This window comes from Pseudomonas tehranensis (assembly GCF_014268615.1).
GTDB classification, from domain to species: Bacteria; Pseudomonadota; Gammaproteobacteria; order Pseudomonadales; family Pseudomonadaceae; genus Aquipseudomonas; species Aquipseudomonas tehranensis.
Genome location: NZ_JABWQV010000122.1, coordinates 1 through 13975 on the forward strand (window position 1 = coordinate 1; position 13975 = coordinate 13975).

At 61.9% G+C, this 13975-nt stretch carries 14 protein-coding genes; 6 read left to right on the forward strand and 8 right to left on the reverse strand.

Going from position 1 to position 13975, the window contains the following annotated elements; genetic code table 11:
- A partial coding sequence (locus HU811_RS17145) for a DUF2076 domain-containing protein (RefSeq protein ID WP_186657103.1) occupies positions 1 to 364 on the reverse strand: 364 nt, incomplete at its 3' end.
- A 178-nt stretch (positions 365 to 542) separates the two neighbouring features.
- On the opposite strand from HU811_RS17145, the gene HU811_RS17150 reads away from it, so the two are divergent.
- Complete coding sequence (locus HU811_RS17150) at positions 543 to 1205, forward strand: hypothetical protein (RefSeq protein ID WP_186657106.1); 663 nt, start codon at positions 543 to 545, stop codon at positions 1203 to 1205.
- A 91-nt stretch (positions 1206 to 1296) separates the two neighbouring features.
- Positions 1297 to 2376, forward strand: coding sequence for an endonuclease/exonuclease/phosphatase family protein (locus HU811_RS17155; RefSeq protein WP_186657109.1), 1080 nt, complete (start codon positions 1297 to 1299; stop codon positions 2374 to 2376).
- A 59-nt stretch (positions 2377 to 2435) separates the two neighbouring features.
- On the opposite strand, the gene HU811_RS17160 is transcribed toward HU811_RS17155, so the two are convergent.
- From HU811_RS17160 to hrpB, 3 genes are all read right to left on the reverse strand, one after another.
- Complete coding sequence (locus HU811_RS17160; RefSeq protein ID WP_186657112.1) at positions 2436 to 3596, reverse strand: L-talarate/galactarate dehydratase; 1161 nt, start codon at positions 3594 to 3596, stop codon at positions 2436 to 2438.
- 162 nt (positions 3597 to 3758) lie between these two features.
- A complete protein-coding gene (locus tag HU811_RS17165; RefSeq protein ID WP_092459740.1) occupies positions 3759 to 4811 on the reverse strand; it encodes a LacI family DNA-binding transcriptional regulator in 1053 nt (350 codons plus the stop codon).
- Positions 4812 to 4921: 110 nt separating this feature from the next.
- Complete coding sequence (gene hrpB, locus HU811_RS17170) at positions 4922 to 7438, reverse strand: ATP-dependent helicase HrpB (RefSeq protein WP_186657115.1); 2517 nt, start codon at positions 7436 to 7438, stop codon at positions 4922 to 4924.
- Between the two features lie 95 nt (positions 7439 to 7533).
- Here hrpB and pmcY point away from each other — a divergent pair, with 95 nt between their 5' ends.
- Together pmcY and HU811_RS17180 are read left to right on the forward strand one after the other, a co-directional pair.
- On the forward strand, positions 7534 to 7953 hold the full coding sequence (gene pmcY / locus HU811_RS17175; protein ID WP_186657117.1) for a periplasmic Zn2+ metallochaperone PmcY: 420 nt from the start codon (positions 7534 to 7536) through the stop codon (positions 7951 to 7953).
- Between the two features lie 28 nt (positions 7954 to 7981).
- Positions 7982 to 8875: a cation diffusion facilitator family transporter gene (locus HU811_RS17180; RefSeq protein ID WP_186657119.1), complete on the forward strand. Its 894-nt coding sequence runs from the start codon at positions 7982 to 7984 to the stop codon at positions 8873 to 8875.
- Between the two features lie 133 nt (positions 8876 to 9008).
- Here HU811_RS17180 and HU811_RS17185 read toward each other — a convergent pair whose 3' ends face one another.
- The gene (locus tag HU811_RS17185) at positions 9009 to 9989 is read right to left on the reverse strand and encodes a DUF6515 family protein (protein ID WP_092402228.1); all 981 of its coding nucleotides are present in this window, start codon (positions 9987 to 9989) and stop codon (positions 9009 to 9011) included.
- A 412-nt stretch (positions 9990 to 10401) separates the two neighbouring features.
- Between HU811_RS17185 and HU811_RS17190 the strand changes: the two genes are divergently transcribed.
- On the forward strand, positions 10402 to 10881 hold the full coding sequence (locus tag HU811_RS17190) for an Lrp/AsnC family transcriptional regulator (RefSeq protein WP_186657122.1): 480 nt from the start codon (positions 10402 to 10404) through the stop codon (positions 10879 to 10881).
- 95 nt (positions 10882 to 10976) lie between these two features.
- On the opposite strand, the gene HU811_RS17195 is transcribed toward HU811_RS17190, so the two are convergent.
- Both HU811_RS17195 and mdaB read right to left on the reverse strand, forming a co-directional pair.
- Positions 10977 to 11888: a LysR substrate-binding domain-containing protein gene (locus tag HU811_RS17195; RefSeq protein WP_186657124.1), complete on the reverse strand. Its 912-nt coding sequence runs from the start codon at positions 11886 to 11888 to the stop codon at positions 10977 to 10979.
- 108 nt (positions 11889 to 11996) lie between these two features.
- Positions 11997 to 12587, reverse strand: a complete 591-nt coding sequence (gene mdaB, locus HU811_RS17200) for an NADPH:quinone oxidoreductase MdaB (RefSeq protein ID WP_047229531.1) — start codon at positions 12585 to 12587, stop codon at positions 11997 to 11999.
- Between the two features lie 196 nt (positions 12588 to 12783).
- Between mdaB and HU811_RS17205 the strand changes: the two genes are divergently transcribed.
- The gene (locus tag HU811_RS17205) at positions 12784 to 13098 is read left to right on the forward strand and encodes a putative quinol monooxygenase (RefSeq protein WP_186657127.1); all 315 of its coding nucleotides are present in this window, start codon (positions 12784 to 12786) and stop codon (positions 13096 to 13098) included.
- On the opposite strand, the gene HU811_RS17210 is transcribed toward HU811_RS17205, so the two are convergent.
- Positions 13088 to 13852, reverse strand: a complete 765-nt coding sequence (locus HU811_RS17210) for a sulfite exporter TauE/SafE family protein (RefSeq protein WP_186657129.1) — start codon at positions 13850 to 13852, stop codon at positions 13088 to 13090. The two genes, HU811_RS17205 and HU811_RS17210, sit on opposite strands and share 11 nt — an antisense overlap.
- Positions 13853 to 13975: the final 123 nt, after the last annotated feature.

Consider the following 13975-nt stretch of genomic DNA (forward strand, 5'->3'; position numbering starts at 1 on the left):
CGCCACCGCTGGCGGGCGAAGCGCCTGGAGTTGACGCGGGACGTGAGTCGCGCGAGCTGCCACCGAAAATACTCGAGAGAAAGCCACCACCGCTGGACGCTGGAGGCTGTTGGCGGGCCTGTTGCAGGTCCGCCTGCAACTGCTCGATCTGCTGGCTCAACTGCTTGTTCTGCTCGTCGAGGCTTTTGAGCGCCGTCTCTTGCACCAGAATCGCCTGGGTCATGAAATAGCCCGCTGCGGGCTGGCGGGTCATATGTTCCTTGATCCGCGCCTCGGCCTGGGCATCGCGCGGGGCTGAATCCTTTTCGGCCTGTTGCAGCCGTGAAAACAGTCCATCGATCAGGGTTTGTTCTTCGCTGTTCATGGCGACCTCATCAGATTGCCGGGTAGAAAAACCATGCCGGCCCTACAGGACCGGTGCTAGCCAGTAATGGGGCTGGGCTCAGAGCTTTCAATGGTCTTTACCTGATGTTTACGTTTGCTTGTGCAGGCGCCTGATCGGTTAAAGTGTCGGACCGCTTTTTGACCTGCGATACCGACTCATGAATCCGTTTGACGTGCTGCGCGACTCTTTGTATTTCTTCAAGCGCCATCTTGGCCGGATCGCCCAACTGTGCCTGCCGCTGGTGATCCTCGAGGCCGTGCTGCAACAAGGCGTGGACAGCGTCGTGGGCCCCGAAGGTTTTACCGGCTACAGCCTGATCGTCGGGCTGCTGATATACCCGCTCTACACCGCCGCGCTGATTCTGTTTCTCGACGCCCGCAGTCGCGGCGAATCGCCCCGTCCCCGTGACCTTCTCGCGACGGCCCTGACCCTGTGGCCACGCTTTGCCCTGCTGACCGCACTCAATACGTTGCTGATTCTGGTGGGCATTTCGTTGTACTTCCTGCCGGGCCTCTGGCTGATGGTGGTTCTGGCCTTTGGCGAATACCTGCTGGTGCTGCGCGGCCTGACGCCGCTGGCAGCAATGAAGGAAAGCCTGCGCCTGAGCCGCGGCAGTTTCTGGCGCATCCTGTTGTGCATTCTTTGCGTGATGGTCCCGCTCTGGCTGCTCAAGGGCGCCAGCCTGTCGGTGTACCCGCCGCCCCAGAACCCGTTGATCGCCTTGCTGATCGACAGCATTCACAGCTTCCTGCAGCTGTTCACCACCGTGGTGCTGTTCCGGATGTTCATGCTGGTCACGGAAAAACCTGACAACCGTTGACGACTGCTGCGCAGGTGACGGGCTTGGGCTCGGCAACTGCTCTCGGTTATGCTCGGGATCACTTTTGCGTAACGCCCATTTAAGTCGAGCCATGACCCGTCTATTGCGCTACACCTTGCTGGGCCTGTTGTTGATTCTCGGCCTGGCCGCCCTGTCGATCTACAGCCTGACCTGGCGCCCACAGCCCCGGGAAGCACTGCCGGTCAGTTGCCCCGCCAACACCGCAACGCTCGTGCCTGGCCAGGCCTTGAAGGTGATGACCTGGAACGTCCAGTTCCTGGCCGGCAAGCGCTACGTGTTCTGGCACGACCTGGCCCACGGTGACGATGAAAGCCCGACCCTCGAAGACATGGCCTTCAGCCTCGACGAAGTGGCAAGGGTCATTCGCGACGAGCAACCGGACATCGTGTTGCTTCAAGAACTGGACGACGGCGCCAAGGCCAGCGACTACCAGAATCAGCTCAAGTTGTTGCAGGAACGCTTGACCGACCTGTATCCGTGCAGCACCAGCGCCTTTGACTGGAAAGCCGATTTCATCCCCGACCCGCATATCTTCGGCAGCGTTGGCCGGCAGTTGGCGACGTTGAGCCGTTACCGCATCGATCAAGCGGAACGGGTGCAGTTGCCAGTGGCCGGGGCCAATTTCATCAGCCGCCAGTTCCAGCCGAAAAACGCTTTGTTGGTCAGTCACCTGCCGCTGAGCAGTGGCGGCCACCTGGTCGTGCTCAACACGCATCTGGAACGGGCCACGCAACCGGATGAAACCCTGCCAAATCAGGTCAGGGCCGTGAGCAAGGTCCTGGACAAACTTGAATCGCGAGGCACGCCCTGGCTGATCGGCGGAGACTTCAACCTGCTCCCCCTGGGCCAATACCGGCGCCTGCCTGCCGAGCAACGCACGCCCTACTCCGCCGACAGCCCGTTGCACCTGCTGTGGGACAAATACCCGATGATCCCCACCAACAACGAGGCCAGCGGCATCGACCGCGCCCACTGGCTGACCCACTACCCTAACGACCCCGGCCTCAACGGCCCTGACCGCACTGTCGACTACCTGTTCTACAGCCCTCGGATCAAGCGGGTCGAGGCTCGGGTGCGGCAGGACGATACCTTGCGGATCTCCGATCATTTGCCGGTGATTGCCCGATTCCTGTTGCCGGCCACGCCGTGACGGCAAGCCACATTCGTCGCCAGACGAGTGTGGCGCCGGCGCGCATCACCCACACGTGATCAGGGTCGAGTCCCTGTCTCAGCGGCCTGGACCGTCCAGGGTTTGACCTGTTCGCTCAGCGTCAGTCCCAAACCGGGACGAGTGGGCACCAACATCCGACCGTCGCGGGTTTCCAGACGCTCGTTGAACAGCGGCTCAAGCCATTCGAAATGCTCGACCCAGGGCTCGGTTGGATAGGCGGCTGCCAGGTGAACGTGCAGTTCCATGGCGAAATGAGGGGCCAACATCAGGCCCGCCTGCTCGGCCATTGATGCAACCTTCAGGTAAGGGGTGATGCCGCCTACTCGTGGTGCGTCGGGCATCAGGAAATCAGCGCCGCGCTGCTTGATGAACTCGGCGTGTTCAGCAACGCTGGTGAGCATTTCACCCGTGGCAATCGGTGTATCGAACTGCTGCGCCAACGCGGCATGGCCTTCAGCGTCATAGCAGTCCAGCGGCTCTTCAATCCAGATCAGGTTGTACGCTTCAAACTGCCGACACATGCGCTGCGCCGTCGGGCGATCCCATTGCTGGTTGGCATCCACCATCAGCGGGAAGTTGTCGCCCAAGTGCTTGCGCACCGCACTGACCCGTTCAATGTCGATGGCGCAATCCGGTTGCCCGACTTTCAATTTGATGCCGCCGATACCTTTTTCACGCGAGAGGTCGGTGTTCTTCATCAACTGATCGAGCGGGGTGTGCAGGAAGCCACCGGACGTGTTGTAGCAACGCACCGAGTCACGTTGAGCACCGAGCAAGCGGGCCAGCGACAGGTTGGCCCGCTTGGCCTTCAGATCCCACAACGCCACGTCGAACGCACCGATGGCCTGGGTCGACATACCGCTGCGGCCCACCGACGCGCCAGTCCAGCACAGCTTGGTCCAGAGTTTGGCAATGTCACTGGGGTTTTCGCCGATCAGCGCCGGGGCGATTTCCTTGGCATGCGCGAATTGTCCCGGCCCGCCGGCACGTTTGGAGTAACTGAAACCCAAGCCCTGATGCCCATCGACGGTCTCGATTTCGGCAAACAGGATGGCGATTTCAGTCATCGGCTTCTGTCGGCCGGTGAGCACCTTGGCATCACTGATGGGATTGGCCAGCGGCAGGATGACCGAAGCGACACGAACCCAGGCAATTCGGTCGTCGTCGGAGGACTTGAGTGTTTGTTGTTGTACGAGCATGGGGCTCTCCTTGGACAGGCGCTGAAGGCGACGATGATTGCGCAATCATCAAGAGACATAAAAAAGACCTTCGCCGGTGCTTCAGAAGGTCTCTTGCCTCGATACTACACTGATTGCGCAATCATTCAATCCCGCAAATCCCCGGAAAATCGACTGCCAGGTTCAGGTACTGGCGCGGTCGATGAACGTGAAGCCGGTGTCGATCCGCACGGGGTTGAGGTGGGCGCCCGGATTTTCGAAGCGCTCAAGCAGCGCCTCAGCCACGTGCAGGCCAATCCTGGCGCCGTCAACGCTGACGGTCGACAGCGCCGGGTAAACCTGTGCCGCGCTGCTGAGATCCCCGAAGCCCATGACGGCCAGCTCAGCGGGCACCTTCAGGCCAAGGCTGGCTGCTTGCGCCAACACACCTTGAGCCACGGTATCGGAGCTACACACCACGATGTCGGGGCGCACCGGCAGATCCAGCAGCCGCCGAAGGCCCTCTCGCCCCACCTCCAGCGTGGCGGGGGGCGCCAGGACTTCCATGGGCACCTCTTCAATGCCCTGGCGCTTCAGCTCGGCGATAAGACTGTTGCAGCGACGCAGGCCACGAGGGTCGCTGATGGTCACCACGGAAAAGCGCTGGTAACCCTTTTTAAGCAAATGTCGCGCTGTCTCTTGCCCCACTTTTTCATGTGAGAAGCCCACCAGCATGTCCAAAGGGTCTTCACTCAGATCCCAGGCCTCGACCACGGGAATTCCCGCCTGGGCGAGTCGCAAGCGGCTTGACTCGGTATGCAGCGTACCGGTCAATACGATGCCGTCCGGGCGCCGACCGAGTACGGCTTCAAGCAGTTTTTCTTCCTGCTCCGCGCTGTAGCCTGTCAGACCGAGCAGGGTTTGATAGCCCGCGTGGGTCAGGCGGTCCATCAGCGATTGCACGGTGTCTGCAAAAATGGAGTTAGCGATGGTGGGCAGGAAAATCGCCACCAGACGACTTTTGTTGCTCGCCAGGCTACCCGCCAGCATGTTCGGCACATAGCCCGATTGGCGCACCGCTTCGCGGACCTTCTCCCGCGTGTTCTCGCTCACCAGTTCCGGGCGATGCAATGCTCTGGAAACGGTCATTGGCGAGACGCCTGCAATCTTTGCCACATCGATCAACGTCAAGCTCGAACCCCTGGTGGCCACGGTCATCGGTGCCTGGGAGGTGGGCGCTGCTGGTTTCTTTGCCATGAACTGTTCCGAATCTGAAGCCAACTAACCGGGACTGCGTATAAAGCAGTTGATGGGGCGGTGAATCTACCATTTGCGCCGCCGTGCTGGCGGGCCAAACCGGCGGTTTTTCACTTGCGGGGTTTGATCCGTGCCGTGGCTTCGGCCACCAGCGGATCGTCCGGCCAGTAATGCTTGGGATAACGTCCCTTGAGGTCTTTCTTCACTTCGGCATAGGTGCTGCGCCAGAAATTCGCCAGGTCCTGGGTCACCTGCACCGGTCGCCGCGCCGGTGACAGCAGGTGCAGTTTGACGACCTGTCGGCCGCCGGCAATGCGTGGGGTGTCGGCCAGGCCGAACAGTTCCTGCAAGCGTACCGCCAGAATCGGCGGATGCTCGCTGTAGTCCAGGCGAATCGACGAGCCCGAGGGCACGCTCAGATGATGGGGTGCCCATTCATCCAGCCGTTGCGGCAAAGGCCAGGGCAGCAGGTTGTGGACGATACTGGGCAGGTCAAGATTGGCAAAATGGCTGAGGCGTGACACGCGCCCCAGGTAAGGCATCAACCACTGCTCAAGCGTGTTCAGTAGCGCCCCATCGCTGACATCTGGCCAATCACTCTCGCCCTTGGCCTCCAGGTCGAGCTGGCGCAACAGTGCCACCCGCGCCTGCCATTGCCGCAGCTCCGGCGTCCAGGGCAGCAACTCCAGGCCCTTGCGCCGTACCAGATTCACCAGCGCCTGGCTGCGCGCCGACTCATCCAGGCCAGTCAGCGGCTCACGGCTGAGCACCAGTTCGCCGACCTTGCGCTGGCGCTCGGCCCGCAGCACGCCTTCACGCTCGTCCCAATCCAGTTGATCCACCGTGCGCACCTGCTCGGCCAGGACCGAATCAAACAGCGCCGGATCGAAGTCCGTCGCCAGGTAGATCCGTTCTTCGCGCTGCCCCTGACGGCTGCCCAGGTCGGCGATCACCAGCCACGCCTGTTTCATCAGGCTATCCGCCTCGGCAAACAACGCCGCGCGGCCGTTGGCCAGCCGATACTCCGCCCCGCCGGGCCGCCGCTGTTGGGCGACGCGATCCGGGTAGGCCAGCGCCAACAGCGCACCCAGCCAGCGCGGATGTTCGGGGTCGGCGACGGCTTCTTCGGCCTTGCCCCGCAGGTAACCGCGATATTGCCGGGCCAGCTGCCGTGCCCGCTGCACCCCGCCCTGGACGCCACGGGCCGCCCGCTCTTCACCAGACAGCAACGCCAGGCGCGTGTGCAGGTCCGCCCCGGCGCCGCGCAGAATGTCTCGCTCCCCCAACAACGCCGCGACGTTGCACGCCATGTCCGCCAGCCCCAGCGACTGCCCACGCAGCAACAAATGGGCGATGCGCGGGTGAGCCGGCAGTTCGGCCATCGCTTGGCCATGCCGGGTCAGTTGCTCGCCGTCCTGCGCGCCCAGGCGTTGCAACAGATCCTGCGCCTGGGCATAAGCGGCGGCGGGCGGAATGTCGAGCCAGACCAATTGCTGCGGCGTCACGCCCCAACGTCCCAATTGCAGGGCCAGCCCGGCCAGGTCCGCCGAAAGAATCTCGGCGCTGCCATAGGCGGCCAGTTGTTCGTGCTGGTCTTCGGACCACAACCGGTAACACACCCCCGGCTCCAGACGCCCGGCCCGCCCGGCCCGCTGAGTGGCGCTGGCCCGGGAAATGCGCTGAGTGTCGAGGCGGGTCATGCCACTGCCCGGATCGAAACGCGGCACTCGCGCCAACCCGGCGTCGATCACCACCCGCACGCCATTGATGGTCAGGCTGGTTTCGGCGATGTTGGTGGCCAGCACCACTTTGCGCTGGCCGGGCGGCGCCGGGTCGATGGCCGCACGTTGGGCGGCGAGGTCCAGCTCGCCATGCAACGGACAGAGCAGCACATTGCCGCCCTCACCCAAGGCATCGGCCAGTTGCTGATGAACCCGGCGGATCTCCGCTTGCCCAGGCAAGAACACCAGCACGCTGCCGGTTTCATCGTGCAGCGCTTCGAGCACGGTCTGCACCAGGCGCGGCTCGACGAACTCGCCGGGCTGGAACGGCCGGCCCCAGCGCACTGCCACCGGGAACATGCGACCCTCGCTGCGCAGGATCGGCGCGTCGTCCAACAACCCGGCCAGGCGCTCGCCTTCCAGAGTCGCGGACATCAGCAGGATTTTCAGCGGCTGGTCGTCGCGAAACAGCTCCCGCCCATTTAGGCTCAAGGCCAGGGCCAGGTCGGCGTCGAGACTGCGTTCGTGGAATTCATCAAAAATCAGCAGCCCCACGCCCTCCAGCGCCGGGTCGTCCTGCAAGCGGCGGGTGAGGATGCCTTCGGTGACGACTTCAATGCGGGTCTTGGGGCCGACCTTGCTGTCGAGCCGAATCCGGTAGCCGACGGTTTCACCGACCTTTTCCCCCAGCTCGCTGGCCAGTCGCTCGGCCGCCGCCCGTGCCGCCAGACGCCGCGGCTCAAGCATCAGAATGGTCTGCCCGGCCAGCCAGGTCTCATTCAACAGGGCCAAGGGGACGCGGGTGGTTTTACCGGCGCCGGGCGGTGCTTCGAGCACGGCTTCGTGGCGCGATGCCAAGGCTTGACGCAGGGCGGGTAAAACTTCATCAATCGGCAAAGAAATCATGCTGGCTCCAAAACAGAGGGCCGAGTATAACGGCGAACTGTTTAGCGTGGTCTGGACTCCAACCAGCAACGCCTTTACCTGCTCAGGAGATTGCTATGCGTATTCCCTTTCGCGTGATCGGCGGCGTTCTGGTCGCCTCTCTGCTGACCCAGATCAGCGCCTGCGGCTCGATCTTCTACCCCGACCGTCGCGGCCAGATCGACGGCAAGATCGACCCGGCGATTGCTGCGCTGGACGCCGTCGGCCTGCTGTTCTACATCATCCCCGGCCTGATCGCGTTCGCCGTGGACTTCGCCACCGGGGCGATTTATTTCGAACCCGGCCGCAACGTCCAGATCGAGCCAGAAAAACTCAAGCCGGCCATCAACGCCGACGGCAGCGTCAATAACCTCAAGCTGCAAGCGATCCTGGAAAGCGAACTGGGGCGCAGTTTCCCCCTGGACGACCCCCGCTTGATCCAAAGCAAGGGCAACGCCCAGCAACTGGCCGCCCTCGGGCTTAAACCGGCCGCGTGATGGGCGCTATTGAAGGAACGACCGCGCCATGACCACCAGCACCGAACATGCCCGTCTGCTGCGCCTGGCCACGCGCGCTTCGGTGGCCGTGGCGCTCATTCTGGTCGTTGCCAAGGCACTGGCCTGGTGGCTGAGCGGCTCGGTGAGCATGCTCGCCGGCCTGACCGACTCGGCTCTGGACGGCGTCACGTCGCTGCTCAATCTGCTGGCGGTACATTACGCCTTGCGCCCCGCCGACGAAGACCATCGTTACGGCCACGGCAAAGCCGAGTCCCTGGCCGGCATGGCCCAGGCATTGTTCATCGGCGGCAGTGCCGTGTTGATTGCGTTGCAGGCAGTTGAGCGCCTGAAAAACCCGGTCCCGGTGGAAGCAGCCTGGCTCAGTGTCGGCGTGATCATCTTCGCCCTGGGGCTGACCCTGGCCTTGTTGGCGCTGCAACATCGGGTCGTCCGCGCCACCGGCTCCACCGCCGTGCGCGCTGACTCGCTGCACTATCGCTCGGATCTGTTGCTCAATGGCAGCATCCTGGTCGCCCTGGTACTGGCCGGGCTGGGTTGGGATCGGCTCGACGCCTGGTTCGGCCTGGGCATCGCCGCCTACATCCTGTGGAGCGCCATCCAGATCGCCCGGGAAAGTTTCGCGGTACTGATGGATGAGGAACTGCCACCTGACGTCAGCCAGCGCATGCTGGAACTGGCCTGCGCAGTGCCCGGCGTACTGGGTGCCCACGACCTGCGCACACGTATCTCGGGTAACCACTGGTTCGTGCAGCTGCATCTGGAGCTGCCGGGCGAGCTGACCCTGTCAGTGGCCCACGGCATCAGCGACCAGGCCGCCGATGCCATACACCGCGCCTATCCGAAGGCGGAAGTGTTGGTGCATGCCGATCCGTCGGAAGTGGTGAAAGGCGCCGGCGCTTGACGCTGAACACAGAACCCGTGGCGAGGGAGCTTGCTCCCGCTGGCCTGCACAACAGGCCCAGGTTTTGCGGTCGCTGCGCAACCGAGTGGGAGCAAGCTCCCTCGCCACAGGGGAGTGTTTTTCTTTCGCGTGATCAGTACGTTACCTGATATCCCCGGCTGCTCAAGCAACTCCCCTGGGCCTGGCGATAGGTCTGCACCACTTGCGGTGCGGGTGGGTAGGTGTAGTTGCGTGGATCGAAACCGCTCTGTTGCACCGCCCAGCGATAGCATTCGTAGCCATCCTGATTGACCTGCTCGGGAGACTGGCCGTTGGCTGGATAAGCCACCACATCGAAGCTGTTGCCTTGGGGCTGGGGCTGCGGGTTGCTCATCGGCGCGTCGACGACGACGTAGTCCCGGGTGTTGGCTTCATAGATGTAATAGGCGCCAGCGGCAAGGAAAAACAGCGAGCCGCCGATCCAGACTTCCCGGGCGTAATCGGGCAGATAACGGGTACGGATTCCGCGCGGAGGCTCAACCACGATATAGCGCGGCCCTTGAGGGCGATACCAGTAACCGCCCGAATAAAAATAGTCATGGCCACGGTAAGGCACGCGGTAGTTGCGATCCGGAAAACGATCGATGACATACCCGGGACGATATTGCGGCCCCGGTCCCCAGCCGTTGCCATGACCGTCCGGCCGGCCGGGCCAGTGCTGGTCCGGGCGAGGGTCATGGCCAGGGCGTGGCCCACCGCTCGGATAGCCATCGCTGCGGCGCGGGATATCGCGGTAGTAACCCGGCTTCGGTTCCTGGGTCTGGGTCACGCTGTCGGGGCGGCCCTGGATCGGCAGGCTGTTACCAGGTTGCTGCGGCGGACGACCATTGGGGTCTTGCGGCGGGCGGTTGTAGGGCTGCCCGCCTTGAGCGTGAGGCTGGACCTCAAACTGGCGGCTGTTGTCGCCGCGAATGATCTCGTTGCTCTGTGGCCGGGGTTGGCCTGAATAACCCTGGCCGTTACCACCTCGCCCTTCCGGCCCGCCACGATTTTGCTGATCGTCGGCCACGCCCTGCGCACTGACACTTGCCCACAACAGACCAACACCTGCCAAACGCCAGATGCGCGACTTCATGAAATTCCTCACAACGGTTCAGGGCCTGATGAATGAGACTGGAAAAGCCTAGGCCGGTTCTGCGACAGGTTATCAGTCGTCGCCATTATTCAGGCATTAAAAAAGGGAGGCCCGTCGGCCTCCCCTTGAGAACTTCGTCCGTGCGCGACGCTTTTGACGTCGGCTCACCTCACGCCGTCTTCTGGACAGTGTGCAGCTCGGGGGTCTGCCAACACCGGTGGGTGCTGCGACCGCAGCCGGCCGGATTGGGCGGGCCGCACTGGACTGTTTGTCCGAGCAGTGATCTTGGTGATAAGAATAGGCCCGGAGTACCGACGAATGATTGCGAAGATTGCGTAAATAAACATCACTTGCGCAATTTTTTACCCGCGATAGATAATATCCAGCAATTATCACGACAAAGGCCCGACCAATGAGCAAACTCGACCGTTACGACCTGAGCATTCTGGCGGAATTGCAGCGCGACGCGCGCATCTCCAATCAGGAGCTGGCCGAACGCATCGGCCTGTCGCCGTCCCCCTGCTCGCGGCGGGGCAAGCAATTGGAAGACGACGGCTACATTACCCGTCAGGTCGCCCTGCTCGACCGTAAAATGCTCGGCCTGAGCCTGACGGCCTACGTGCTCATCGGCATGGACCGCCACACCCCTGAACGTTTCGAGAACTTCGAAGCCGCCATCCGCAACCTGCCCCAGGTGTTGGAATGCAGCCTGGTGACCGGCATGGATGCCGATTACCAGCTCAAGGTCGTGGTGCCGGACATGGACCACTATCAGAAACTGCTGCTAGGGCACCTGACCCGGATTGACGGGGTCACCAGTGTGCGCTCCAGCTTTGTGTTGAACCAGGTACTCAACAGCACCGAACTGCCACTGACTCATCTGCGCGGCTGACGACAAACGAGCGCCGATTCACAGCCTCGCACCGACGTACGCTCGGGCATCGGCCAGCCCTCGAACCCAAACCACATTCGCCTTGAAGCCACGAATCAGCCTTTGAAGTCCCGCGAGGCGTATTCGGCGAGCTTGCCCTGGATGAAGTCCAGAAAGCACTGGATCCTCAGGGCCAGTTGGGAGTTGCGGTAATACACCGCGTTGATCGGTTGGCGATAGCCGCTGTTGGCATCGGCCAGCAGCACCTTGAGCCGGCCGGCACGGATATCTTCGCGGGTCATGAAGTCCGACAGGCACGCTATGCCCTGCCCTTGCAGCACCAAGTGGCGCACGGTCTCGCCACTGGACGCGCTGATGGCTGGCTGGATCGGCCAACGATCACCGTGCTCGTGACGCAGCGGCCACTGATTGAGGCCCTCGTTCTGGGCAAACCCCAACAGGGCATGCCGGGCCAACTCGGCGACTGTGGCAGGTGTTCCGTGCCGCTTCAGATAGGTCGGACTGGCCAGTATGTGCAGCGGGCTGCAACCCAGGGATCGGGCGTGAAGCGTCGAGTCGCTGAGAGTGCCGATGCGGATGGCGATGTCGGTACTTTGCTCGAGCAAATCGATGATCAAGTCGTTGCTGTTGAGTTCGAGCTGGATATCCGGGTAGAGCCCGCGGAACTCTTCGATGTGCGGCACGATAGCGTGCAACATGAAAGGCGCCGCCGCGTTGATCCGCAACCGCCCGGCCGGTTTTTTCTGGCGAGACGACAGGCGTTCCTCCAGCTCATCCATCTGGTCGAGAATGCCCTTGGCCTGCTCGAAGAAATACTTGCCCTCTTCGGTCAGGTCCATGCGCCGCGTGGTGCGGTTGATCAGCGTGGTATCGAGCTTGGCTTCCAGGCGCGACAAGGTACGACTGACCGCAGACGGCGTCTGCCCGACCTGCTCGGCGGCGGCGGAAATTGACCCGCATTCGATCACGCAGACGAAAATCTGCAATTCGTCGGATCTGGCTTTCACATATCCCCCTGTCGACTGCGCGCGCTTGTGGCGAGGGAGTCTATCCCCGTTGTGCCGCAAAACGGACCTGAGCCACAGGATAGTATCGGGATACGTGACAAAAGAAAGTCAGGCCTTCAGGCCGAACACCTCAATCAAATGCTGCTCATAGCGCGCCACATCGGCCTCGATATTCGGGCGTTTCATCACGTCCACGCTCAGAAAGGTTGGCAATCCGCTCATGCCCAGGAACTGGTTGGCCTTGTGGAACGGGAAGTACACAGCGTCCACACCCTTGGCTTCAAAGAAGTCGGTCGGGTCATCGAAGGCTTGCTGCGGGGCGTTCCAGGTCAGCGACAACATGTATTGCTTGCCTTGTAACAAGCCACCGCTGCCGTATTTCTGCGAAGCATCGGAGCGGGTGCGGCCGTCGCTGGCGTAGAGGCTGCCATGGCCTTCGGTGAAGACCTCATCGACGTATTTCTTGACGGTCCACGGTGCGCCCATCCACCAGCCTGGCATCTGGTAAATGATCACGTCGGCCCAGAGGAACTTGGCGACTTCCTCTTTGATGTCGTAACCACCGTCGATGAACGTGGTTTTCACATCGAACCCGCCACGATCCAACACGCTGACCGCCGCGTCATGGAGGGTGGCGTTATAGCGACCGTCGGAGTGGGCGAATTGTTTACCACCGTTGAGCAGCAGGACTTTTTTCATGGAGAGCCTCATCGGATTCCAGGGGACACGGTTGAGCGGTCACCCAATGGAAAGATTGAAAATGATGGCGGCAGAGTACCGATGAGCTTGCGGCGGAGTAAGCGCTGCAACGGCAAAACTGATTTGACCTATACGCACGAATAGACAGCCAATTCTTGCCGTAGCATTCGCATACTTTTATTCAGGAGCCACTCCGATGAGCCAATTGCACGGTTTCATCTTGCACGCCAAGACCCGTCCGGAAAAAGCCGAAGCCTTCGAAACGCTGTTTCGTGCCTACGTGGAACCGAGCCGTGCCGAACCCGGTTGCATCGAATATCACATGCTGCGAGACCGGCAAGACCCGACACTGTTTATCTTCTATGAAATCTGGCAATCCCAGGCTCATCTGGACGTGCACTCGAACCTGCCGCACATGAAGCAGTTTTTTGAGGAGCGCATGGAGTACCTGGAGCGCGATTTCGAAATCCGCCGCGTCGACATGCTCAGCCCGTCCTCGGCTAGCCGCTGATCAGCAAATGGCCGCCGAGCACACCCAGGCCAATGAAAAATGCCCGTTTGAACAGCTCGGCGCTGATGCGCTGACGCAGCCATTGCCCCAGCCACATCCCCAGCAGCGCCGGCGCCAAGGTCAGCAACGAAGCGCTTAGTTCGCCACCGCCCAAGGCACCGTGCCATAGCAGGCCGGCCGCCAGGGCCAGTGTCGACACCGTGAATGACAAGCCCAACGCCTGCACCAGTTCGTCCTTGCTCAAGCCCAACGCTTGCAGGTACGGCACCGCCGGAATAACGAACACACCCGTCGCGCAGGTGATGAGGCCAGTGAGCAGACCGCACAACGGCGCTGCCCACGGCTCAACACTGGCAGCGACCCGCAATGTCGGCAGCAACAGCCCACTCAGCGCGTACAGCAACAACGCGCCACCCAAAGCTCGAACCGCCCAAGGTCCACCCACCGTATCGAACCACAACGTGCCCAGACTGGTGCCAATGCAAATCGCCAGCAACAGTGGCCACAAACGCCAGATCAGGGTTTGCAGATGACCGCCAAAGGTCAGTTGCCAGATATTGGTCAGCGTGGCCGGGATGACGAGCAACGCCGCAGCCTGTGTCGGAGCCATAGCCAGGCCGAGCAAGCCCATGGAAATGGTCGGCAGGCCGAGGCCAATCATGCCCTTGATGGTGCCGGCCAGCAGGAAGGTGCCGACGACCAGTAAAGAAAGGACAGGGCCAAGATTTTGATAGAAAGCCATGAGTGTGTTCATGGGCGTATCGTGGGCCCTGGCGGTCAGGTTTTAAATCTGCCATATACTGAGACAGCCTCTGGCCGAGCAAGAGGCTGAGAGTTTTGTTGGTGTGACTGGCGCCTTCGCGAGCAAGCCCGCTCC